A 23,330-nucleotide genomic window follows, 5' to 3' on the forward strand; every position below is an offset into this window, starting at 1 on the left:
TTTATATTTTTATTCTCTCTTCAAATGTATATATTATAGGTTCATTTTTTCCAACTCTTCCAATTAAGCAAATACCTAACTTTTGAGCTAACTCTACTGCAAGGCTACTTGGAATACTTATTGTTGCTACAACTGGAATCTTTGTTGAAACAGCTTTTAAAACCATATCCAAAGATAATCTTCCAGTTGTAGTTATAATCGAATTTCTCAAATCAAAATCTTTATCTAAAGCAGCACCAATAACTTTATCCACAGCATTATGTCTTCCTATATCCTCTCTTATAACAATCTCTCCTTGTAAATTACCAATAGCTGCACAGTGCATTCCTCCACTTTTTTTATACATCTCTGCTCCATCTAACATTTGAATAGCAACTTTTTTTAATCTGTCTAAAGATACTTCACCTGAATAATCTACTCTTTCCTTCTCCATAATTTTTTCATCAAAAAGAGCTCCGCTTCCACAGCCACTTAAAACAACTTTTGGAATTGTAAAAAGATCCTCCCTTACTTCTGAATGAGTACATGCCACAATAAGTTTTGCATCTTTGCACGCTCCAATACTTTCTAATTCCTCTTTACTTTTTATTACTCCTCTTGTATAAAGATGACCTAGCGCTAAGTCTTCTAAATCATAAGGTGAGCACATAAATGTAACTAATTTTTCTGTATTTACTCTTAATTCTATTGGTGCTTCGTCACATACATTAATTTTTTTTGACATATATCCCTCTTTTTTCCAAAATATTTCCTTCATCAATTTCAAAAATAACATCACTTATTCTTAATGCTTGCTCATAATCATGAGTTATTATGAGAATTAGTTTCCCTTCATTTTTCATTTTTACTATTATATCTTCTACTAAGGCCGTGCTCTTCTTATCTAGACTCGCTGTTGGCTCATCTAAAAAAGCTATTTTCTTATTATAAAGAACTGTTCTTATAAATTGAACTTTTGCTTTCTCTCCACCTGATAAAGTTGAAATTAATGAAGTTTCTAGCTCTGATATTCCAAAAATTTTTAGAAACTCTCTAATTTTTGAAATCTCTATCTTTTCATCTCTCAATTTAAACGGCTCTATCAAATTATAAGCTACACTCCCTTTAAAAAACATTGGTTCCTGACTACATAAGATTACCTCATTCATATCTATTTCAATCTTTCCCTCATCGGATGTTAAAATCCCTGCTAAAATATTTAATAGTGTACTCTTTCCTGCTCCGTTTCTTCCTATTAAAGAATAAATTTTTCCCGTTTCTAGAATTAGCTCTGGAATATTTAAAATTAATCTATTGTCATAAAATTTTTTTAAGTTTTTAATTTTTATCATCTAACTCACCTTTTTTATAAGTATATTCAATGAAAAAGATAGTAAAAATAAAATTAAAGCTATTATAAGAGATGTATTATAATTTCCCATTGAAGTTGAAAGAGCTATATACGTTGTCATAACTCTTGTAGAACCTTTTATATTTCCACCTACTAGCATAACAGAACCGACCTCTGATATTCCTCTAGCAAAAGCTATTAAAAAAATACTTAAAAATCTTGTTTTTAGCTCTCGAAAAAAAACTTTTTTCAGTTGTGATTTTGGTATGTGTAAAATTTTACATGTCGTTAAAATCTTCACTCCGTCTCCCTCTAACACTTCAGAGCAAAGAGTTACAACAAGCGGTAATAGCAGTAAAAACTGAGCTATCACTATTGCTGTTGGTGTAAATAATAAATTTAGAGGTCCCAATAGTCCTCTTCTTGAAAGTAATAAAAGTACCAACAATCCAAAAATTATCGTTGGTACTCCTGTTAAAGCTCTAAAAAAATCTAGTATCTTTTTATATAATCTGTCTCTTCTAAAAAACAGCCATAAACTTATAAAAAAACCAACAATTGAGCTAAATATACTTGCGGTTCCTGTCAAAACTAAAGATAGTAAAACTATCTCTAAAATCTCAGCTTTCACCTTAATAACCTATATAAAATAGTGGTGTTCCAAACTCTGATTCACCAAACTTTCTCATTATTTCTTCTGCTTCTTTCGATTGCATAAACTTTATAAAAGTTTTTATATCCTCTTTTTTAGAATCTTTTACATTGCTTAACTCTAAAATAGAATATATATTCTTCAATGGTTCTTTCTCATCTAAAGGAACCTCTTGTAATTTAAAATTATCTTTAACTTTTAAAAATGTTCCGCTGTCTGATAAAGTAAATCCTTGTAATTCAGATGTTAGATTCAGTGTTTTTGCCATTCCTAAACCTGCTTCTTTATAATTTTTAAAATTCTTATCTATTTTTGCTTCTTTCCACATTGACAACTCTTTAGAATGAGTTCCCGATTTATCTCCTCTTGAAATAAAAACAGAGTTTTCTGTGGCTATTTTGTTTAATAGCTCATTTAAATCTCTTGGATACCCCGACAAATCTTTTTCATTATTCGTTACAATAACAAAATAATTATGCATCAATGGATATCTCTTCAGTCCATATCCATCTTCAATAAATTTAATCTCTCTTCCCGGATCGTGAGTGAAAAGAATATCCACATCGCCTCTTTTACCTAATTCAAGTGCTTCTCCAGTTCCTTTTGCTATCCATTTTAAATCAATGCCTGTTTCTTTTTTTAAATTTTGAGAAATTTCTGTTAAAAATCCTGTGTCATCTAATGATGTAGTAGTTCCCATTAAAATTTCACCAGCTTGAAGTGTCGTCCCTAGTAATAAACTGAATAAAAATATAGATTTTTTCATGGCGTTCCCCCTTATTAAAAGATGAGTAATTATACTACGTCCAGATATTTTTTACAACTTTTTTATAGCTTTTGTGTTTGGTTTCGAGATTTTTTTCACTAAAACAGAATGAAAATTGTTTTGTTTTACCTATTGATATTCTGGTCTTTATGAGGTATACTCGCATTAATAAGTGTTTATCATCAACTATATAATTTAGGAGGTAATTATGGTAACATCATATAACGGAAAGTTATTAAGAGTTAATTTAACAACTGAAGAGGTAATCTGTGAAACTTTGAATTTAGAACTAGCTAAAAAATTTATTGGAGCAAGAGGACTTGGAAGTAAAATTCTTCTTGACGAAATAGACCCCAATATCGATCCTTTATCTGCCGAAAATAAGCTTGTTATCATGACTGGACCTGTAACAGGAGCCTCTGTTCCTACAGGTGGTCGATATGTTGTAGTTACAAAATCTCCACTCACTGGTATGATTGCCTGCTCAAACTCGGGTGGTCAATGGGGGGCGAAATTAAAATACGCTGGTTTTGATGGTATTATTATAGAAGGTAAAAGTTCATCTCCTAAATACTTATATATAAATGATGATAAAATTGAACTTTTAGATGCAGAACATATTTGGGGTAGAACAAGCAATGAGGCAAATATATTTTTCAGTGCTATTCATCCAAATTCTTCTGTTTTAAACATAGGACCAGGTGGTGAAAATCAATCACTTATGGCTGCTATTATAAATGATGGCGACAGAGCTGCTGGTCGTTCTGGAGTCGGTGCTGTAATGGGATCAAAAGCTTTAAAAGCTATTGTTGTAAATTCAACTAGAACCTCTATTCCTGTGAATAATCCCGATGAACTAAGAAAAGAGCTAGTAGTCGCTATGAAAAAAATTAAAGAGGATGGGGTTACAGGAACTGGTCTTCCTACTTATGGAACTGCTGTTCTTGTTAATATAATAAATGAAACTGGAAGTTTTCCTACAAATAACTGGCAAGGTGCTCATTCCAAAGAAGCTGAAAGTATCAGTGGAGAAACTTTAGCAGAAAAATATCTAAAAAGAACCTACAACTGTCACAGATGCCCAATTGGTTGTGGAAGAGTTGTTGAAAGAGAGGGACAAGAGATTGGCGGTCCTGAATATGAAACACTTTGGGCTTATGGTGGTAACTGTGGTGTCTATGATATTCCTAGTATAAATGAAGCTAATTTCTGGTGTAATGAACTTGGATTGGATTCAATCTCTGTTCCTTGCACTATAGCCTCTGCTATGGAGCTATATGAAAAAGGACTTATAACTGATGAAGATTGTCAAGGTGTTCCTTTAAAATTCGGAAGTAAAGATGCAATTGTTGAATGGACAAAGCGAATCGGTTTAGGAGAAACTACTCTTGGTAGACTTATGGCAAAGGGGTCTCAAAGACTTTGTGAACATTATGGTCACCCTGAAATGTCTATGTCTGTTAAAAAACAAGAACTACCAGCCTATGATGCTAGAGGAATTCAAGGAATTGGTTTAAACTATGCTACTAGTAATCGTGGGGGATGTCATGTTAGAGGTTATATGATTTCTCCAGAAATTTTAGCTCATCCTGAACTTTTAGATAGAACTGCTACAGATAATAAAGCTGTTTGGACTAAAACTTTCCAAGATTTAACCGCTGTTATTGATTCTATGGGAATGTGTCTATTTACTTCTTTTGCTCTTGGTGCAGACGATTATAAAAATTTCTTAAATGCTGCAACTGGAACTGAACATTCTGTAACATCTCTTTTAGAAGCTGGTGAACGTATCTATAACCTTGAAAGAGTTTTTAATCAAAAAGCTGGTATGAAATCTGAAGATGACAGATTACCTAAGCGTTTAATTGCAGACCCTATTCCTGATGGTCCTTCTAAAGGGCATAAAAGCAAGCTCGATATTATGTTGCCAGAATATTATGAAGCTCGTGGCTGGGTTGAAGCTTTTCCTACAAAAGAAACTCTTGTTAGATTAGGACTTCAAGACTTATGTTAGAGATTCGTTTTTTTGCCACTCTTCGAAAAGAACGTGATAATTCTATTAAAATTGATTTTACTGAAGGAATAACTGGATATGAAATTATAAATTATTTTAATATCTCAGAAGCTGAAGTATCTATATTTTTAGTTAATGGCTTTCACACACCTTTAGAAAAAAATTTAAATGACAATGATATTATATCTATATTTCCACCTGTTGGGGGTGGATAATGGAACCTCGATATTCAAGAAACTTTGAATCTTTAAGTTTAGATGAACAGATGATTATTAGAAATCAAACTATTTTGGTAGTTGGAGCTGGGGGCCTTGGAGGCCTCCTTCTTGATCATCTTGCTCGATTGGGAGTAAAAAAAATTAAGATTATCGATTTTGATTGTTTCGACCTCAGTAATCTCAATCGACAGCTTTTATCTAATGAGAACAATCTTGGCTTTTATAAAGTTGAAGAGGCGAAAAAACATATCAATCTTGTAAATTCGACCGTTCAAGTTGAGATATTTTCTGAGAGATTTGAAAATTGTGACTTTAAAACTCTTTTCAAAGATGTAGACGTTGTTTTTGATTGTTGCGATAATATAGAAAGTAAATTTCATATTGAAATTCAATCTCAACTTTTTAAAATTCCTCTTATATATGGAGCTGTTGGCGGATTTTTTGGTCAAGTTGGAATCATTCTTCCTGGACACCCACTTCTCAATCAAATATATCCGCGAACAAATTTAAAAGGGATTGAATCTAAGATCGGCAATCTTTGTACCACAGTTTCTATTGTTTCTTCACTTCAAGTTTCTTTATTCCTTAAGTTAATTTTAAACAAGACTTTTAAGTTGAATGGCTTTTATTATATAGACACTCTATCTTTTGATTTGGAGTGGATTCCTTTTGCAGAATAATAAAATTTGACTTTTTCTAACAAAAATTTTATAATCTGAACAAAAGAAGGCTTTAAAAGCACACAAAACACTTTAAGGATGGTTTTATGAAAAATAATAGTTTTATGCAAAATAAAAGAAAAAGAACTCTTTTTTTTGCAAATATAATGATGATTGCATTTATAATATTTCAATTTTCTGTAATGGGATTTGATAGTCCTGATAGTAAAACATTTTTGATTTTCCTACTTGGAGATCTCCTTCTTCTAGGTTTTCAAATAAGAGAGATTATCAAAGGAAACAGACCCAAAATTTAATAAAAAAATGATGAAACTATGCTATAATTGATATATCTTAGATATTAAAAGGAGGAAATTATGGCAGCAAATACTATAATTTGTCATTGCAAAAATGTAGATTATATAACAATTAGAATGGCGATGGTTAAAGGTGCACGTACTTTAGAAGAAATAAAAGAGATGACTGGAGCTGGAACTGGTTGCGGGAGATGTACTGGCGAGATTGAAAAAATATTAGCTTCTGTTTGTGGATGTACTGGTGCCTCTATGAAAGATGTTATTGAGGCTGTTAATAACGGTGCTGACACAGCTGAAAAAGTAGCAGAAATAACTAAAGCAGGTGCTGCTTGTGGGAGATGTAAAGTTTTAGTTCAAGATATTATCGAAAGAAAATATTGATTTTTTATAAGAAAACCTTTACTAAGAGACTTCTTCAAAATTTATGTAAACTAAAAAAATTTAGAGTAATATTTTATATTTTTTAGGGATGATTTTTTAATCATCCCTTTTTAAATAATCATATAAAGTTTTATTGAATAGATTGAGATAATATACTATAATAGTCTTAATAACTAGCGTAAATGAGGTGTTTATATGAATGATAAATGGAGCAAATTAAAAAATATAATTCAAAATAGTGATAATATCGTTTTCTTCGGAGGAGCTGGTACGTCAACAGAAAGTGGCATTCAAGATTTCAGGGGAACTGGTGGCCTTTATAGTCGTGAATACAAAGGATATAATCCTGAAGAGATTTTACATATAAATTTTTTCTTAAAAAATAGAAAAATCTTTAATGAATTCCTGAGTGAGAAAATGAACTTTAATGGTATAAAACCACATAAAGGTCATTATGCTCTTGTAGATTTAGAAAAAGATGGAAAATTAAAAGCCATAATTACACAAAATATTGATGATCTTCATCAAAAGGCTGGTTCTAAAAATGTATTAGAACTTCATGGGAATATATCTCATTTTTATTGTCTATCTTGTGGAAAAAAAGAAAAAGAAAACTTTAGCTGTCAATGTGGCGGGATAACACGGCCACCTGTTACATTATATGGTGAAAATCTAAATGAAGAAATTACTGAACTGGCTATTAATGCCATTAAAAAAGCTGATACACTTATCGTTGCTGGAACAAGCCTTACCGTTTATCCTGCGGCATACTATATACAATATTTCAAAGGAAAAAATCTTATTATCATCAATGCTGATGAAACTAAATACGATCAATATGCTACTTTAGTTATCAGAGATAGCTTTGCAGAAGTTATGTCTTATGTGACACAAAAATAAAAGGAGAATCTATGATAAAAAAACTATTACTATTAACAATACTTATTTCAAATCTACTTTATTCGGCGGATTTAACTGTTGTAATTAACAATGGAGAATTAAAAGGAACTGCATATCTTGCACTTTATAAAGGAAAAGAGGGGTTTTTGAAAAAAGATTCTGTATTTAAAGGAGTTAAATTCGATTTAGTACCTAATGAAACTATTATCAATATAACTGAACTTCCAGCTGGAGATTATGCTTATATCGTTTTTCATGATGAAAATGAAAATGGAACTCTTGATACAAATTTTATGAAAATACCTAAAGAACCTACTGGATCTTCAAATAATTTCAGACCTAAATTCAAACCAAACTATGATGATTTTAAATTTACTCTAGATGAAAAGGTTACTCAAAAAATAGATTTAAAATAAAAAATAGCAGCTCAATAAGTAGCTGCTATTTTTTATATTCAAAATTTCAGAAAATTAAATTAAAGAACTTTTTTGAACATAGCTCTTTTCATTTGTATGTATATACAATAATCTTCCATCCTTTATTTTATTTATAACTTTATCTGATATCTCTTTTGGTATAGCTGGACATCCTAAACTTCTATCTAGTTTTTTCGCTCCTGGTTTTGGTTTAGCATACTGTGATCCATGAACTACTATCGCTCTTTCTTTAGCTTTATCATTGATTCCTTTTTCTAATCCCTCTAATCTTAATGAGTACCCATATTCGCCATTATAAGTATTTTCTGTTTTATAAAATCCAGGTGAACTCTTAAAAGAGTTTATAGTATTTGAAAACTCTTTAGGTATGCTCTCACCACTATTTTTTCCATGCATAACATATGTTGAAAATAGCGTTTTTTTATTTTTTAGATCAATTACAAAGAATCTCTCTTTAATTGAAGATTTTGTAAAATCAACTATAGTTATGACATCCTCTTTTACACCCTTTATTTTTTTCATCCCCGTAATCGCATTTGAAAAGGTTGTAAATTCCATTTTATTTGTTAAATTTAATTCTTTATATAGACTCTCTATTGAGTTATTTGGTGAAAAAGCAAAATTATTTCCATTCTTCAGTTTGATGTTGTCTATCGAAAGAGTTGGATCTAAATTTAATTTTTGATTGATTGAATAACTTCCTACCGAAGCCATAGTAGAGCTAACTAAAGTCAAGAAAATAAATACAATATTCTTTACCATTAATACTCCTTAATATTTTTCTATTAACTTAGATTATATACGAATATTTATAATTAGTAAAGGGGTTTTATTCTTACATTTTTTAATTTTCATTAAAAATGTAAGAATAAAAAATTGACAAATACAAATCTATGAAGTATATACAATAATGTAACTAATTACAATTAATATTTTCATTGTTTTTTCATTGTTTTTTATGATAAATGTAAATATTTACAAAAGGAGTTTTTTATGAATATAAAAGAAATTTCAAAACTAGCAAATGTATCTGTAGCTACTGTCTCACGAGTTGTTAATAATGATCCTAAAGTGAGACAAGCTACAAAAGAAAAAGTCGAACAAATAATGAAAGAATTCAATTATAAACCAAATTCTTACGCTACTCGATTAAGTAAAGGAGTCACTGATAATATTATTGGCTTAATTGTTCCTGATGTTGGAAATATATTATTTGCTGAAATGATTGAAGTCATTTCTAATCAAGCTGAAAAAGAAAATTTCACGATATTATTATGTAACACAAATGGAGAATATGAAAAAGAAAAAAAATTTACAAAAATTTTAATTGATTACAAAGTAAAAGGAGTTATCTATATCCCTGGAAAATATGAAAGTGATAAAAACTACACTCATTTAAAAGAAATTAGTTTAAATAGTGTTCCTATTGTTTTTTTAGACAGAGAAATTAAGGGATTTGATTTTGACGGAGTCTTTTTAGACAATGAAAACATTAGTTACAACATCACAAAAGAAATCTTAAAAACAACTCCTAAAAAAATTTATTTTATTTCTGGTTCCTTAGATATAAGTTCTGCTAACGAAAGATATCTAGGATTTAAAAAAACAATAGACGAATTAGAAATTTCAAATGAAGAGTACGAAATAAAGTATGGCGACTTTAAGTTTGATAGTGGATACAGATTAGGTGAAGATATTTTAAAAAATCACAAAAATGATGAACTTACAATTTATATAGCCAATAATACTATGGCTTTAGGTTTTCTAAAAATTCTAAAAAAAAATTCTAAAAAATTCAAAAGAATTACCATTGCTATTTTTGGAATCTCAGATGTTTTAGATATGTTATTAGATGAAGAAAACTACATCACTTGCAAACTTCCAAATAAAGAGATTGCAAAAAAATCTTTTGAGTTACTCATAGATAAAATTAAAAACTCATATACTTGCGATGAAAAAAGAAAAAAAATTCTTTGTAACACAACAATAATTAATCGAATTAACCAAAAAAGTTTTTAGGAAGGAATATATAATGTCAGAAAAAGGTATTATTTTCAACATTCAACGGTTTACGCTTCACGATGGTCCAGGAATTCGAACTGAACTTTTTTTTAAAGGTTGTCCTTTAAGATGTCAATGGTGTGGTAATCCCGAGAGTTTAAAAGGGAATATCGAACTAAGTGTTTTTAGTTCAAAATGTTTATCTTCAAATAAATGTGGTTCGTGCAAAGAGAGTTGCCCCGACAAAAGTAAGCTTCAATTTACTCATGATAAATTATCTTCTATTGATTCTAGCAAATGTAAGGATTGCTTCATTTGTGAAAAAAACTGCCCCTCAAACGCTATAAGAATATGGGGTAAATCTATGTCTGTAAATGAATGTATGAAGGAAATTTTAAAAGATAAAGGATATTACGACAAGTCTGGTGGTGGAGTTACAATTTCTGGTGGTGAGCCTTTACTTCAAAGTGGTTTTGTATCACTACTTTTAAAAAATTGTAAAGAGAATAGTATTCATACTTGCTGTGAATCTAGCCTTTATTCAGAATGGAAAGACATCGAAAAAATTTTACCATTCACAGATTTAATAATATCAGATATTAAGCATATGAATACAGATATTCATAAAAAGTATACCGGTGTTGATAACTATAAAATACTAGAAAATTTAAAAAAAATTACATCTAAAAAAAAAGAATTAATTCTACGAATTCCTGTTATTCCTGGAGTTAATGATGATTTTAAAAATATTGAAAAAACTGCTGATTTTATAATTAATGAATTGAATAGACAAATTAAGTGCTTACAACTATTAAGCTTTATGAGATTAGGAGAAGAGAAATATGAATCTCTAGGATTACCTTATAAAATGAAAAATTTAAATTTTGATAGAATAGAGTTTCAAAAACATATACATAAAATTGCTGACTATTTTAATAGTCGTGGAATTAATTGTTTGGTTGGAACTAAAGAAAAATAAATATATTGGGAGGATGTTAATGAATCTTTACAACAATACTACAAAAGCATTAGGCACTGAAGCATTTGATAAAGTATATGGTTTAGGATATGAAGTTAATCACAAAGATTGGTCTCCGTTTCAAAGAGTTAACAAATTAAGAGCAACCTTTTTAAATAGATCTTACGAAATTGATGTTGAAAGATTAAGATTAGTTACGGAAGCTTATAAAAAACACGAAACATTACCAAGAAAACTTCAGTGTGCATATGCTTTCGAAAATATTTTGATGAATACAAAATTATATATTTATGATGAAGATCTTATTCTAGGAGAGATTGCAGCTCCTGCAAAAGCCTCACCTATATACCCAGAGTTTTCTGTCGATTGGATTATTGATGAAATTTTAAACTCTCCTTTTGAAAAACGTTCTAACGATCAATTCTATATTCGAAATGAAAATGAACGAAAAGAGATTTTAGAGCTTTGTGAATACTGGAAAGGGAAATCTGCTAATGAATTAATTACTTCTAGACTTGATGAAAATCAAAAAATTGGCTCTCATATAGGGGAAAAAATATTTCAAACAAATAACTATCATTTTGCGGGAATTGGCCATTTTGCAATTGATTATAATAAGCTGATGACTCTCGGATATGATGGAGTAATTGCTCAAGCAAAGAACTACTTAAACAAACTTTCTAAAAAAGATGCTGAATACGGTTCTAAAAGAGATTATTACGAAGCTACAATTATTATGTTGGAAGCATCTAAAAAATATATTCTTCGTTATGCTAACTTAGCAGAAGAAAAAGCTAAAATAGAGAAAAATCCTAATAGAAAAACTGAATTAGAAACGATAGCCCAAAACTGTAATGTTGTTGCAGGAGGAACTCCTAAAACTTTCTGGCAAGCACTACAACTTTTCAATTTTGCTACAACAATGATACAAATAGAGGGAAATGGACATTCTATATCTTATGGTCGTATGGATCAATGGCTATATCCTTTTTACGAAATGGACATAAATAATAATGATTTAACTAAAGAGTTTGCTCTTGAACTTATTGAAGTTCAATATGTTAAGATGAATAATCCTACAAAATTAAAAGATAAAGGAACTGTTAAAGTTAGAAACGGTCGTGGTTTCGGTGGAGAAAGTCTTACTATTGGTGGCGTAGATAAAACTGGAAATGATGCTACAAACGATTTAACAATGATGATGCTAGAAGCGTCTGTTCATACAAGAATGATGAATCCTTGGATTTGTGTACGTATGCACGAAAACACTCCTTATGAACTAAAAGTCAAAACAGTTGAATGTATTAGGGCTGGTTATGGACATCCTAAGTTATTTAACGATGGTCCAGCTATAAAAGCTATTCTTAGTAAAGGTATTTCTCTTGAAGAAGCAAGAGATTACTGTGTTGTTGGATGTGTTGAACCCTCTGTTCCTGGAAAAGAGTTTGGATGGTTAGATGCGGGATATGTAAATACAGCTAAGATGATGGAAATGGTATTAAACGGAGGCGTTACTTTAGATGGAAAAAAAATTGGACCAAATACCGGAAGTTTAGAAACCTACAAAAGTTTTGAAGAGGTTTTAGAAAGTGTTGATAAACAATTTGAATATTGGACAGATCAACTGTGTAGCTGTTTAAATATAACTGATGAAGTTCATCGAATTGTAAAACCTACTCCATATGTTTCAGCTTTCTTTGAAGGATGTATTGAATCTGGAAAAGATATGACCGAAGGGGGAGTTAAATATAATGGAACTGCTCCTCAAGGCGCTGGAATTGCAACTTGTGCTGACTCTTTATCCACAATAAAAAAACTTGTATTTGATGATAAGACCCATACTGGAGCTGAACTGCTTAAAGCCCTTAAAAATAATTGGGAAGGATACGACAAACTTTATGCTCTTGTAAATAGTTCAAAAATTCCTCATTATGGAAATGACGATGACTATGCTGATGAATTATTTAAATATATGTTCGAATGTTATTGTAAACATATAAAAGGAAGAAAAAACCCTAGAGGTGGAGAGTTTAGCCCTGGAGTCTATACTGTTAATGCCAACGTTGGAATGGGACTTTATACAAACGCATCTTTAGATGGACGTAAAAGTATGGAACCTATATCCGATAATATGGGACCTGTGCATACTGCATGCGGATCTCATGATATTTCAGGTCCAACTGCAATCGTAAATTCTGTTTCAAAAGTTGATCATAGTTTAGCAAGCAACGGAACACTTTTAAATTTAAGATTTCCTGAAGAAGCTGTTTCTGGAATTGAAGGAAGAGATATTTTAATAAGTTTTATAGATGAATATATTTCTAAACAAGGAATGCATGTTCAATTCAACATAATGAGTGCTGAAACAATGAAAGCAGCTCAAGCTAATCCAAAAGATTATAAAGATATGCTTGTACGTGTTGCTGGGTATAGTGCATACTTCGTAGAATTAGGAAAACCATTACAAGATGATTTGATTCATAGAACCGAATTACATTTTTAATAAAATTTTAAATTTTTCTAAAATATAATTATACTCAGGAGGAATAAAATGAAAGATTTCAGCTTTAAAATACCACAAAATATCGAATTTGGAATTGGAAGTTTAAACAAACTACCAAACATATTAAAAAATAATGGTTCACAGCATGTTTTTTTAATATCAGATAGAGGTCTAGAAAAAATTGGAGTTGTAAATAAAGTTACTGAAATTATAAAAAATGGTGGAATAAACTATACAACTTATTTAGATGTAATTCCAAATCCAACAATAACTATTGTGAACGAGGCCACAGCTCTTTATAAAGAGTGCGGAGCTACAACTATAATTGCTTTGGGGGGTGGAAGCCCTTTAGATGTTTCTAAAGCTGTTGGAATTCTGAGTACATTTGGCGGCAAAATTACAGATTATGAAGGTTTAAATAAAGTTCCCGGAGGAATAGTTCCTATCATTGCAATTCCTACAACAGCTGGAACTGGAAGTGAAGTCACAGCTTCATCAGTAATTACAGACGAAGATAAAAATTATAAGTTTTCAATAGTTAGTTATGAAACGCTACCAAAATATGCCATCTTAGATCCTGAGCTAATAATGACAGCTCCAGCATCAATAGCAGCAGCATGTGGTGTCGATGCTCTAATACATGCAATCGAAGCTTATTTATCAAAACAAGCATCTCCTTTCTCTGATGCAATGGCAGAAAAAGCTATGGAATTAATTGGAAAAAATCTTCGTAACTTTATAAAAGATAGAGCTAATGAAGAAGCTGCGTGTGGAATGATGGCTGGTTCTAATTTTGCAGGAATTTCATTTGCTTGGGCAAGATTAGGAAATGTTCATGCAATGAGTCATCCAGTTAGTGCTTTTTACCACATCTCTCACGGAATAGCTAACTCTGTTCTTTTACCAACTGTTATGGAGTATAATGCAGTTACAGACAACGGACGTTATGAAAAAATATATAATTATATTTCTGAAAATAAAAACTCTAGTGAAGTTTTTAAACCAGAAATGTTAATTGATGAATTGAAAAAATTAAATGCCGAGCTTGGAATTCCTGAATCACTTTCTGAACTTGGAGTTAAAGAAGAATCTATAGAAGCAATGGCTAAAGATGCGATGAAAAGTGGAAATGTTTTAGCAAATCCAAGAGAAACAAATTTAAACGATATGATTGAACTTTATAAAAAAGCTTTATAAAAACAAAAAAGAGAGAAGGCTCCAATCTTCTCTCTTTTTTGTCTATTAAGATATAACCCCGAATTTAAATATCGTCTTTTGAATATAAGGGTTATTTCTATCATAAATTTTCATAGATTCTTTTTTTAAATTCTGTATGTCTGGATAATCTTGAGTTTCTAAACAAAATCCGAAATGCTTCATTGGTTTAATATTTTTAGACAAAATCAAATCTTCCCTAACATGATTAGCTGTATAAAAAACTATTACAGGTTGATCTGTTTTCACAGTCATATATCTTCCTGTTTCTATATCTTCCACTAAAGATTGAGGTAAATGAAATTTTTCTAAAACAAAACCATGATCTACTCCATTTCCACCTAATTTTAGTTGCTCTTCTCTAGAATTTAAAACTTTCCCTATTTTACATGATTTTCTTAAATCGAAAATTGAATTCTGTATATCTAAAATTTTTGTTGGAATTTTTTCATGGTTAATTTGTATATATTTGTCAGCCATCAAACATATTTTATGATCTAATATGTTTTTATTAAAATCTCCACTTAAATTAAAAAATGTATGATTTGTTAAACTTGTATATGTTTTTCTATCTGGAATACCTAGATATCTTATTTCTAACGAATCTTTCCTTAAAATATAACTAACATAATAGTCTATTTCAGCTGGAAATTTATTTTCCAAATGACAACTTTTATATCTTAAGGTTAATTTTAACATATCTTTACTCGCTCTTATAGCTACATCATTCCATAGTTTTTTATTCAAAGAGCCATATCCTCCATGAAGATGATTATTTCCTTCGTTACAATCTAATTGATATATTTTATCATTTATTTTTAAAACGCCATTTTTTATTCGCCCAGCAACTCTTCCTGTGATACATCCTATAAACATAGAAGTTTTCTCATACTCTTTAAAACTATCAAATGATGCAACTATATTTTTTCTAATCCCATATTTATCAGGAAGTAAAATACTTTTTATTATGCCTCCGTAATTTAAAATTTCGATTTCTATATTTTTCCCAATCATTTTATAAACATATACTTTTTCTCTTTCTGTTGTTAATCCATAAAATTTTTTTATTATTTTCATACAACCTCTTTAATATTTTATCGAATTTAAATAAAGACTATTAACAATTGTAAAAATTTTTTAAAACTAATATTCCGGCCGATTTTTTTCTTTTTTCAACATATTCCTCCATAAAAATAATATCTTCATTTTTTAAAACTAAACTATTTTTTAAAATATTTTCTTGAAGAATTTTAAATAAATCAAAATTTTCTAAAATATCTCCTGCTAATATTATTTTATTTGAATCCAAAATACTTGCTCCAATACTAATAGCTTTTCCAATTTTTTGTAGAGCTTTTTCTAGTTTCATTTCATTAGTTTTACTAGTATTAATCAATCTTAAAATATATTCTGAATCTTTTTCACCTTCTTGAATTGGATTTTTAATTAAAATTTCCTTTTCGAATTCTTTTAAGAGCTTTTCAAAATTTACCTCTGACTCTAAACAACCTATTTGTCCACATACTCTACAAATTTCTTCTCCACTCTCAAAAGATATATGTCCTATGTCACCAGCTAATCTTTTATTTCCTTCAACTAGCTCTCCATTCATAATAATCGCAGCTCCTACACCAGGACCATACTTAACTAACCAAAAATCCCTTTCTGCTTTATTTAAATACTCTTCAGTTAAAGCCAATGCTCTTATATTGTTTTGAATAAATACTGGTAATCTCATTTCTTCTTCTACAATTTTTTTTATATCTGGAACCTCTCTTTCCCAAATATCATTTTCACTCAAACTTCCATACACAGTAACTCCTACTCCTAAAAGTAATTCTTTCCTATCTTTTAAAGTTCTTAAAATTTCACCTAAAATATTTTTAAAAAAATTTTCTTCAAATGGTTTTTCATATTTCCAACTCAAATTTTCAACTATATTTGTTTTTAAATCAATTAAGTTATAATGAATACTATTTTTCGAAATCTCTATTCCTACAACTAGTTTTGACTCTTTTTTTATATCTATTAATATCTGCTTTCTTCCTACTTTTCCTTCTGTTAAAGCTCCTAGTTCTACAACAATCCCTTCTTCTATTAATTCATTTGTCAGAATCGTAAGAGTTGCTGTTGTTAGATTTAAACCTTCTGCTATCTTTTTTCTTGAGCTTTCTCCATTTTTATTTAAGTAAGAGAGAATAGCTATTTTATTATTATTTTTTAAGTTCTCTAAATTCATTCCTTTAACCATATTCCCACCTTAATTACGCTATTTTATTAAAAATTACTATTTTCATAATACGTTACTATTTTTAATTTGTCAATTATTTAACGATTAAAGCTATTCCTGATATAGAAAGCAATACATATGATAATTTTAAAAATGTTATTTGAGACATTTTATAATGTAATATATTCCCTAAAATCATTCCCAAAGCAAATGGAGGTATACTCATCCACAATAAATTTATATTTGTTGATGTAAAGATGCCTTGATTATAGTGCGAATATGCTAAATAACTATTTAATATTATCCAAACAACTGAAAGAGTAGCTCTAAAACTGCTTTTGCTTTTTAACTTTTTAGCTACATAGATCATTATCAACGGTCCTCCAGATACAAACATCCCGTGAATAATTCCTGCACAAATAATAACTCCTATTAATACAATTTCTGGTGTATATATTTCACCTTTTACCAAAATTCCTTTCAAAGCAATTAAAACTATAAATATAGCATATACCTTTAATAAAAATCCTAATGGCAACAAAGTAAATAACTTTATACCTAAAGCTACTCCTATTATCATAAAAATTAAAATTTTTCTAACTTCCTTCCAATCAATATCTTTATAAGATATAAAAACTATCCAAATCGAAGCAAGTATTCCCAAAATATTTAAAACCATTTTCGCAGTATCGATTCCTTGTAAAAAAATACCAGGGGGCATTGCAAGAACAGTTCCTGCAAAGCCTGTTATCCCCTGGATTATATTTGTAAGGAAAACAACTACTAAGAATAAGATATCCTTTAGCATAATTTCCTCCTAGTTTATAAATTTATTTAGCTCCAATCTCTTTAAACAGAGATTCCCATTTACTACCTTTTCTATAGAATACAGGTGGATAACCAAGTCTTGCAGATATTTCTATATCTCCTCCCTTGTATTCTTCTCCTGTCCAAAGATGAATCCATTTATCTTCTGGAAGATAAACATTCCATCTTTCGATATGCTCTTGATGAACTGGAGCAACTAAAAGATCTTCACCTAAAAGATATTGATATTTTATATCATAACTTCTTAAATCCTTTTCATAATGGAAGAATATTGGTCTTTGTACTGGAATTCCAAAGTTAGCATTTTCTTCAACTAAAGTTTTAAGATATGGTTTTAAAGATGTATATATATCTGTCATTCTTGCAAAAAATTTCATGGCACCAATATCACCATCATGTTGATAGTTATCATCTGGTCTATTCCCCTCATGAGTTCTCATTACAGGAGTGAATGCAGCCATCTCTGTCCATCTTAATAATAACTCTCTATTTCTTTTGTTTCCATGTAATGAAGTGTATCCTCCAATATCACTATGAGACAATCCGTTTCCTGTCATTCCTACAGAAAGTGCTGCTGGTATAACTGAAGCCAATCCATCATCAAGAGAGAAATCAACACTTTGATCTCCTGCCCAGATTAAAGTACAGTACTTTTGAGTTCCTGTAAATCCTGCTCTCATAAAGTAAACTATTTCCTCTAATTTTCCAGCTTCTTTTACAGCTTCATAATTTATTTTTGCCCACATAGCTGGCCAAGCATTATGCATAACTTCTGCACTTAATCCATTGCTTAGTTTACAATCTGTTGGTAAATACTCTCCGAAATCTGCCATCCATCCATCTAAACCAAAATCAATAAGATTTGTTTTTATAACATTTTTATACCATTCACACGCTGCTGGATTTGTAAAGTCAACAACTCCACAATAGAATTCTCCAAAATCTACAGTATAGTCACTTCCATCTAGCTTTGTAGCTAAATATCCTTCTGCTTTTGCTTCTTCATAAAGATCAAACCCTTCGATAACATATGGATTAATATATCCTAAGAATTTAATTCCTCTTTCTTTCAGTTTTTTTATCTCAACATCTAAATTAGGATACTCTTCTGGAGACCATTTCCAGTTCCAGTTTAATCTTTTTCCAAATGATGTTATTCTTTTTCCTTGCCAATCTTGACACCAAACACTCGAAACTTTAATTCCCGCATCTAAAGCTTTATTAACTTTATCTAAAACAACTTCTGTTCCTCCTTGAAGACCTAACATCAAACCATTATAAACCCATTCAGGTAACTTAGGTTGTCTTCCAAAATACCCAGTTAATTTTTGTTGAATATCTAGATATGTTTCTCCCGTTTCAAATAAAATAAACTCTGGAATATTCCAACATTGTAACTCATGGAATTTTTTATTTCTGAAATCAAAATCTAAATATGCTGTACTTTCTAAATGACAGTAATATTTTCTTGTAGAAACATAAGTTGGTTGAGGATAATTTGTATTATAGTAATCTCCTCCCGCTTTATCTTTAACATCCGCTTGCCAAGTTGTATAAGTATTTTTATTTCTTCCAACACCTGGTTCTGATGTCCAAAGAGGGAAATTTTTTCCTCTTAAATTAAAGTAACTCAATTGCTCTCCACAACCATAAACTTTTTCATCCTCTTCAGCTAAAACTCTAATCCAAATTCTATTATCTATTTCATTTTTTGATGTGAAATAAATTTTAGCTCTTCCATCCTCTTTTTTTCCAAAAAGAGTTAATTTTAACTCTTCGTGATCAAATAAATTTATCTCAAATACATCTTTTTCATTTTTTATAACTTCAAATTTTTTCAATGCAACTCTTTCTTCTAAGTAATCTGTTATCTTGAAGTTACCTCTATACATATCATATTCAGCTTCACCTTTACCTAAAAATACAAATGGATTCTCTGTCGAATGTTTTATAACCTCTATTCCATTTATTGAAATTCCAAATTCATTACCATTAACTTTTAATAACATTTTTCCCTCCGTGTTTAAGATAATTTAAGTAAAATTATTCAAAACTAACTTGTAATTCTTCCGCTTGTAAAAACTCTTCTTCTTCTGTTATTGCTTTTTCTTCAATAGAAGATATAGCTTTTTTAAACATTGAATAAACAACTCCCATTCCTAAAAATAAAGCTAATAAAGCATACTTAAAGTTTGGTCCTACGATATCACCAGTTACTTTCTCAGCTGAAACAACTCCTATCGGTGATAAGAATATATATGCAAATACCATCAATCCTAAAAGTAAAGTTGCAACTTCTGGGAATCTTTTCCAAGGTTTCATATCAACAGCTGGTTTTAAATTTTTAGCCTCATAAACTTTACCTGGCTTCAACCAAGATATTGTAAACATAGTTAAAGTGTTTACAATAAATAAGATACCCATTATATGAATATAGTTGATTTTAACTTTAAGAACGAATATTAATAATGTATATAGTAAGATATGACTTATTACAGCAACTTTTGCTGATAAAGCTGTAACTTTCTTAGAGAAGAACCCTACTAGTACAATTGCTATAGTTGGGATATTAAAGAATCCTGTAAATCTTCTCATAACTTCAAATAATCCACCTTCTGCATACATTGTAAGCGGTGCTACAAACATACTGAAAAGTGCTAAGAATGTAGCAACTATTTTAGCTACTTTTATTAACTTTTCATCACTTACATTTGGATTTAAAACTGGTTTATAAATATCAAAACAGAATAATGTAGCTGCACTATTTAATAGAGAGTTATATGTACTCAAAACTGCTCCGAATATCACTGCACAATAGAATCCTGTTAAATATTTTGGTAAAACAAGTGAAACTAATGCTGGATAAGCTGCATCTCCCATTTGTAGTTCTCCTTTAAATATATGGAATGCAATAACACCTGGGAAACTAACAATTAAGGGGATTAATACCTTCATAAATCCAGACATTAAAACACCTTTTTGTCCTTCTTTTAAATTTGCAGCTCCCAAAGTTCTTTGAATAAGAACTTGGTTTGTACACCAATAGAATAAATTCGCAAAAATCATTCCTGTGAACAGAGTTCCAAATGGAACTGGATCTGTTGTAGAACCAACTGCATTTAATTTTTCAGTATGTGTACTAATCACTTGGTTTAGTCCAGCTAAAACCTTCCCTTCACCTAAATGTAATAATCCAAAGAAAGGAACTGCTAAACCACCAATAATAAGTCCTATTCCATTAATAGTATCTGATACAGCTACAGCCTTCAATCCACCAAATATTGCATAAATACTTCCAATTATACCTATAACCCATACTAAAATCCAAATAGATTGAACATAAGTTACTCCTAATAAATCAGTTAAATTAAACACCTGATTAAAGGCAACCGCTCCAGCATATAAAGCTGCAGGTGTAGATATTAACACGTATCCAACAAGCAATAAAACAGATACAAGTTTTCTTGTTCCTGAATCATATCTTTCCTCTAAAAATTGAGGCATTGTCGTAAATCCTCTTTTTAAATAATTAGGTAAAAAAAACATCGCAAGAGCAATTGTTGCGATAGCTGCAGTTGTTTCCCATCCCATCCCACTAATTCCTCTTGAATATGCCTGTCCACTCAAACCTACCATTTGCTCTGCTGAAATATTAGTTAGAAGCATAGACCCTGCTATTACCATTCCTGATAACCCTCTTCCCGCTAAAAAGTATCCATCTGCAGTATCTAACTTCTCACTTTTTGTTTTCCACCAAGAGATCACCGCAACCAAAACCGTGAAGAATAAAAAAGATAATATCGTTAAACCCATTTGAGTCCTCCTTTAAATCTATTCAATTTTTTATTTTTAACACATCCATTAAAACTTAATTTCTAGATTTTCCCCCGAAATTCCTTCATAAGCCCCTTTAGCTATTAAATCTTGTTTATCCCCATGAACAAGTAGCCATTTATTTCTTTTAAATAGATAGTTATCTTCATTTGTTAATATCTCTTTACCCTCTAGAGATATCTCTGTATTTGTTTCTTTTGGTAGAATAACAATGCATTTAAATCCTTCGTTAGTAACTTTACAAGGAGCAAAGTGCATTGTTGTTCCATAAAGTTCTACTGCCATTCCCTTTGGCAAAAAGAATGCTTTTACAAATGAGCTATCTATTTTATTATCTAAAATCTCTGTTGTCTTTGCAAGTAAAAGAACTAAATCAGTCACTGCAATATTTAGTTCACTTGATTTATGATATTCAAGCCCATTTAAAAATGAATTATTTCCATTACAATATCCGATTTGAGTATCCATTCCACCATAAAAATTGTTTCTTAAAGATGAAAATAGAGGGGCGAACCCCTCCATCTCTTCTACAGAACCAACATATATATTACCACTTGGAGGAATATTCGTATTCTTTTCAGCATATTGCACTAACTCATTAAAATCATATCCTAATATTATTTTACCATATTCTTTAAATTCCTCACTAGAACAAGATAATATTTCTAAATTATTTAATTGATTTAATTTATTAAGCATTATACCCTCCAATTTTTCTTTAATATTTACAAACTTCTAAATTTAAAAGCTCTGCTAAAACCTCTAGCTCTTTTGCAATATTTCCATATACTACTACAAAATGTGGTTCCCAACCATCTTTCACACTATTTTTTACTAAATCAAGAGCTTTTGAATCGGTTTTAACTACAACAGAAGCTCCTAAGAATTGTTTAGGCTCATCTAAAGCTTCTCCTGAAGCTATAAAGAATCTAAACTCTCCATTTGGTTTTCTTCCAACTCTAAATATAGTTACTTCATCCGCTCCTTTGCATCCGAACTCCATAGTTGGACCGATTTTTCTGTTTGGATGCACTCCTGTTTCCGCTCCCTTAGTTTTATTTGCTAAAGAACAAGCTGCCATTCCACAGTGCCAGAATGTAACTGTATTTTTAGTTTCATCAAGAGAAACTGGATCTCCGAAGAATACAGCTTTTTTAGTTAATTCCACACCCATATACATTGAAAGTGCTCCCATTAAATCTGATTCACAAGCTGCTGCTATTAAATTATCATTTAATAATCCTAATGCTCCACAAACTGGAGTTTTAAATTCTATAAAGAAATCAGGCCAACATCTTGAAGCGATAGCCTTTACATTATTTGTTTCAATAAAATCTTTGTACGCTTTATAAATTCTTGCGAAATCATTAACGTTATTTTCTGGAAGATCCATCAAGCCAACCATTTTTTGTTTTGCTTCTTCTAACACTTCTACTAAATCTTCATCTTTTAACTCTCTAGCTTTTGACATCAATTCTCTAGCTTCGACAGATAAAAGGTTAATTCCAAAGTTTTTTAATAACTCTGCATCTAAAGCTCTACCAAAACCAAAACCTTGTGGTGTATGACCTATACTTGCCATATTTAAATTTTTTAAAGATTTTTTTAATTTTGCAGCTTCAATATATGCTTTAGTCGTTGAAATAACCTCTTCTTCTTCTGGACTACCGAAAACATATCCAAACTTCTCTCTTCCTAAATGATGGAACAGATTTCCTGCAGAGTAAGCTCCTGTTAAAGAGTTTAGTCTTAATCTTCCTCCATCTATAACGGGTTCTCTCAGAGTCCATAATAAAATAGGACAATCAAATCTTTTTAAAACTTCGCTTGCATAAGCCGAGTTGGCAAATGTTGTATTTTGTAATATTATTAAATCTGCTTTTAATCCATGTAAATATTTTTTCAAATCATCTATTGTTAATAGCGGTGCATCTGGATAAACTCCACTATTTGTTATCCCTTCTATCATTTTAACTGATTTTTGAAATTGATCTTGAGCACTTTCCAAATGGAAAGTAGGTACCCCAATAGGTACGTACACAACTTTAAATGCCATTTTCTCCCCC

Annotated in this window: 23 protein-coding genes; 11 read left to right on the top strand and 12 right to left on the bottom strand. The window is 30.3% G+C overall.

Features of this window, described 5'->3' with window-relative positions:
• Position 1 precedes the first annotated feature (1 nt).
• From fdhD to L988_RS04825, 4 genes are read right to left on the bottom strand one after another with little or no spacing between them, the layout of a single operon-like run.
• On the bottom strand, positions 2-724 hold the full coding sequence (gene fdhD, locus L988_RS04810) for a formate dehydrogenase accessory sulfurtransferase FdhD (RefSeq protein ID WP_047382114.1): 723 nt from the start codon (positions 722-724) through the stop codon (positions 2-4).
• Positions 708-1,331, bottom strand: coding sequence for an ATP-binding cassette domain-containing protein (locus L988_RS04815; protein ID WP_052191698.1), 624 nt, complete (start codon positions 1,329-1,331; stop codon positions 708-710). Before L988_RS04815 ends, fdhD begins: the two co-directional genes overlap by 17 nt.
• Positions 1,332-1,961 (bottom strand): ABC transporter permease, encoded by a 630-nt coding sequence (locus tag L988_RS04820; RefSeq protein WP_197053401.1) that lies wholly within the window; start codon positions 1,959-1,961, stop codon positions 1,332-1,334.
• A 1-nt stretch (position 1,962) separates the two neighbouring features.
• Positions 1,963-2,748, bottom strand: a complete 786-nt coding sequence (locus tag L988_RS04825; RefSeq protein ID WP_047382119.1) for a substrate-binding domain-containing protein — start codon at positions 2,746-2,748, stop codon at positions 1,963-1,965.
• Positions 2,749-2,956: 208 nt separating this feature from the next.
• Here L988_RS04825 and L988_RS04830 point away from each other — a divergent pair, with 208 nt between their 5' ends.
• From L988_RS04830 to L988_RS13230, 7 genes are all read left to right on the top strand, one after another.
• Positions 2,957-4,762, top strand: a complete 1,806-nt coding sequence (locus tag L988_RS04830) for an aldehyde ferredoxin oxidoreductase family protein (protein ID WP_047382121.1) — start codon at positions 2,957-2,959, stop codon at positions 4,760-4,762.
• On the top strand, positions 4,756-4,977 hold the full coding sequence (locus L988_RS04835; RefSeq protein WP_047382125.1) for a MoaD/ThiS family protein: 222 nt from the start codon (positions 4,756-4,758) through the stop codon (positions 4,975-4,977). Before L988_RS04830 ends, L988_RS04835 begins: the two co-directional genes overlap by 7 nt.
• Positions 4,977-5,660 carry a ThiF family adenylyltransferase gene (locus L988_RS04840; RefSeq protein WP_047382128.1) on the top strand — a complete coding sequence of 228 codons (684 nt, stop codon included), beginning with the start codon at positions 4,977-4,979 and terminating at the stop codon, positions 5,658-5,660. The genes L988_RS04835 and L988_RS04840 overlap by 1 nt, the downstream gene beginning before the upstream one ends.
• Positions 5,661-5,746: 86 nt before the next feature.
• Positions 5,747-5,956: a hypothetical protein gene (locus L988_RS04845; RefSeq protein ID WP_047382130.1), complete on the top strand. Its 210-nt coding sequence runs from the start codon at positions 5,747-5,749 to the stop codon at positions 5,954-5,956.
• Between the two features lie 60 nt (positions 5,957-6,016).
• Positions 6,017-6,337 (top strand): (2Fe-2S)-binding protein, encoded by a 321-nt coding sequence (locus tag L988_RS04850; RefSeq protein WP_047382131.1) that lies wholly within the window; start codon positions 6,017-6,019, stop codon positions 6,335-6,337.
• Between the two features lie 195 nt (positions 6,338-6,532).
• Positions 6,533-7,237: an NAD-dependent protein deacylase gene (locus L988_RS04855; protein WP_047382132.1), complete on the top strand. Its 705-nt coding sequence runs from the start codon at positions 6,533-6,535 to the stop codon at positions 7,235-7,237.
• A gap of 11 nt (positions 7,238-7,248) precedes the next feature.
• Positions 7,249-7,653, top strand: coding sequence for a DUF2141 domain-containing protein (locus L988_RS13230; protein ID WP_052191699.1), 405 nt, complete (start codon positions 7,249-7,251; stop codon positions 7,651-7,653).
• Between the two features lie 54 nt (positions 7,654-7,707).
• Here L988_RS13230 and L988_RS04865 read toward each other — a convergent pair whose 3' ends face one another.
• Positions 7,708-8,436: a murein L,D-transpeptidase catalytic domain family protein gene (locus L988_RS04865; protein WP_081982772.1), complete on the bottom strand. Its 729-nt coding sequence runs from the start codon at positions 8,434-8,436 to the stop codon at positions 7,708-7,710.
• A gap of 231 nt (positions 8,437-8,667) precedes the next feature.
• On the opposite strand from L988_RS04865, the gene L988_RS04870 reads away from it, so the two are divergent.
• Genes L988_RS04870 through L988_RS04885 form a run of 4 tightly spaced genes read left to right on the top strand, consistent with a single transcriptional unit; the run spans position 8,668 to position 14,354 of the window.
• Entirely contained in the window at positions 8,668-9,693 is a 1,026-nt protein-coding gene (locus L988_RS04870) for a LacI family DNA-binding transcriptional regulator (RefSeq protein WP_047382136.1), read from the top strand.
• A 13-nt stretch (positions 9,694-9,706) separates the two neighbouring features.
• On the top strand, positions 9,707-10,654 hold the full coding sequence (locus L988_RS04875) for a glycyl-radical enzyme activating protein (RefSeq protein ID WP_047382138.1): 948 nt from the start codon (positions 9,707-9,709) through the stop codon (positions 10,652-10,654).
• A gap of 19 nt (positions 10,655-10,673) precedes the next feature.
• The gene (locus L988_RS04880; protein ID WP_047382141.1) at positions 10,674-13,157 is read left to right on the top strand and encodes a formate C-acetyltransferase/glycerol dehydratase family glycyl radical enzyme; all 2,484 of its coding nucleotides are present in this window, start codon (positions 10,674-10,676) and stop codon (positions 13,155-13,157) included.
• Positions 13,158-13,205: 48 nt separating this feature from the next.
• Positions 13,206-14,354 carry an iron-containing alcohol dehydrogenase gene (locus tag L988_RS04885; RefSeq protein WP_047382144.1) on the top strand — a complete coding sequence of 383 codons (1,149 nt, stop codon included), beginning with the start codon at positions 13,206-13,208 and terminating at the stop codon, positions 14,352-14,354.
• A 45-nt stretch (positions 14,355-14,399) separates the two neighbouring features.
• Here L988_RS04885 and L988_RS04890 read toward each other — a convergent pair whose 3' ends face one another.
• The 7 genes from L988_RS04890 to L988_RS04920 form a co-directional block, all read right to left on the bottom strand.
• The gene (locus L988_RS04890; protein WP_047382147.1) at positions 14,400-15,449 is read right to left on the bottom strand and encodes an aldose epimerase family protein; all 1,050 of its coding nucleotides are present in this window, start codon (positions 15,447-15,449) and stop codon (positions 14,400-14,402) included.
• Positions 15,450-15,489: 40 nt separating this feature from the next.
• Positions 15,490-16,623: an ROK family protein gene (locus L988_RS04895; RefSeq protein WP_047382149.1), complete on the bottom strand. Its 1,134-nt coding sequence runs from the start codon at positions 16,621-16,623 to the stop codon at positions 15,490-15,492.
• 73 nt (positions 16,624-16,696) lie between these two features.
• The gene (locus L988_RS04900; protein WP_047382150.1) at positions 16,697-17,410 is read right to left on the bottom strand and encodes a sulfite exporter TauE/SafE family protein; all 714 of its coding nucleotides are present in this window, start codon (positions 17,408-17,410) and stop codon (positions 16,697-16,699) included.
• Positions 17,411-17,432: 22 nt separating this feature from the next.
• Positions 17,433-19,439, bottom strand: a complete 2,007-nt coding sequence (locus L988_RS04905) for an alpha-glucosidase (protein WP_047382153.1) — start codon at positions 19,437-19,439, stop codon at positions 17,433-17,435.
• A 34-nt stretch (positions 19,440-19,473) separates the two neighbouring features.
• Positions 19,474-21,243: a solute:sodium symporter family transporter gene (locus L988_RS04910; RefSeq protein WP_081990292.1), complete on the bottom strand. Its 1,770-nt coding sequence runs from the start codon at positions 21,241-21,243 to the stop codon at positions 19,474-19,476.
• A 48-nt stretch (positions 21,244-21,291) separates the two neighbouring features.
• The gene (locus L988_RS04915; RefSeq protein ID WP_047382155.1) at positions 21,292-21,963 is read right to left on the bottom strand and encodes a DUF4867 family protein; all 672 of its coding nucleotides are present in this window, start codon (positions 21,961-21,963) and stop codon (positions 21,292-21,294) included.
• 19 nt (positions 21,964-21,982) lie between these two features.
• Positions 21,983-23,320, bottom strand: a complete 1,338-nt coding sequence (locus tag L988_RS04920; protein ID WP_047382157.1) for a fucose isomerase — start codon at positions 23,318-23,320, stop codon at positions 21,983-21,985.
• Positions 23,321-23,330 lie beyond the last annotated feature (10 nt).

Origin of the sequence: Cetobacterium sp. ZWU0022 (assembly GCF_000800875.1) — a bacterium.
GTDB lineage: Bacteria > Fusobacteriota > Fusobacteriia > Fusobacteriales > Fusobacteriaceae > Cetobacterium_A.

Bases quoted from the DNA above. Each gene is read 5' to 3' on its own strand.
- L988_RS04855 (WP_047382132.1), top strand. From the start codon at position 6,533: ATGAATGATAAATGGAGCAAATTAAAAAATATAATTCAAAATAGTGAT.
- L988_RS04815 (WP_052191698.1), bottom strand. From the start codon at position 1,331: ATGATAAAAATTAAAAACTTAAAAAAATTTTATGACAATAGATTAATT.
- L988_RS04890 (WP_047382147.1), bottom strand. From the start codon at position 15,449: ATGAAAATAATAAAAAAATTTTATGGATTAACAACAGAAAGAGAAAAA.
- L988_RS04885 (WP_047382144.1), top strand. From the start codon at position 13,206: ATGAAAGATTTCAGCTTTAAAATACCACAAAATATCGAATTTGGAATT.
- L988_RS04880 (WP_047382141.1), top strand. From the start codon at position 10,674: ATGAATCTTTACAACAATACTACAAAAGCATTAGGCACTGAAGCATTT.
- L988_RS04845 (WP_047382130.1), top strand. From the start codon at position 5,747: ATGAAAAATAATAGTTTTATGCAAAATAAAAGAAAAAGAACTCTTTTT.
- L988_RS04920 (WP_047382157.1), bottom strand. From the start codon at position 23,320: ATGGCATTTAAAGTTGTGTACGTACCTATTGGGGTACCTACTTTCCAT.
- L988_RS04870 (WP_047382136.1), top strand. From the start codon at position 8,668: ATGAATATAAAAGAAATTTCAAAACTAGCAAATGTATCTGTAGCTACT.
- L988_RS04910 (WP_081990292.1), bottom strand. From the start codon at position 21,243: ATGGGTTTAACGATATTATCTTTTTTATTCTTCACGGTTTTGGTTGCG.
- L988_RS04915 (WP_047382155.1), bottom strand. From the start codon at position 21,963: ATGCTTAATAAATTAAATCAATTAAATAATTTAGAAATATTATCTTGT.
- L988_RS04875 (WP_047382138.1), top strand. From the start codon at position 9,707: ATGTCAGAAAAAGGTATTATTTTCAACATTCAACGGTTTACGCTTCAC.
- L988_RS04865 (WP_081982772.1), bottom strand. From the start codon at position 8,436: ATGGTAAAGAATATTGTATTTATTTTCTTGACTTTAGTTAGCTCTACT.
- L988_RS04905 (WP_047382153.1), bottom strand. From the start codon at position 19,439: ATGTTATTAAAAGTTAATGGTAATGAATTTGGAATTTCAATAAATGGA.
- L988_RS04850 (WP_047382131.1), top strand. From the start codon at position 6,017: ATGGCAGCAAATACTATAATTTGTCATTGCAAAAATGTAGATTATATA.
- L988_RS04830 (WP_047382121.1), top strand. From the start codon at position 2,957: ATGGTAACATCATATAACGGAAAGTTATTAAGAGTTAATTTAACAACT.
- L988_RS04895 (WP_047382149.1), bottom strand. From the start codon at position 16,623: ATGGTTAAAGGAATGAATTTAGAGAACTTAAAAAATAATAATAAAATA.
- L988_RS04900 (WP_047382150.1), bottom strand. From the start codon at position 17,410: ATGCTAAAGGATATCTTATTCTTAGTAGTTGTTTTCCTTACAAATATA.
- L988_RS04835 (WP_047382125.1), top strand. From the start codon at position 4,756: ATGTTAGAGATTCGTTTTTTTGCCACTCTTCGAAAAGAACGTGATAAT.
- L988_RS04825 (WP_047382119.1), bottom strand. From the start codon at position 2,748: ATGAAAAAATCTATATTTTTATTCAGTTTATTACTAGGGACGACACTT.
- fdhD (WP_047382114.1), bottom strand. From the start codon at position 724: ATGTCAAAAAAAATTAATGTATGTGACGAAGCACCAATAGAATTAAGA.
- L988_RS04840 (WP_047382128.1), top strand. From the start codon at position 4,977: ATGGAACCTCGATATTCAAGAAACTTTGAATCTTTAAGTTTAGATGAA.
- L988_RS13230 (WP_052191699.1), top strand. From the start codon at position 7,249: ATGATAAAAAAACTATTACTATTAACAATACTTATTTCAAATCTACTT.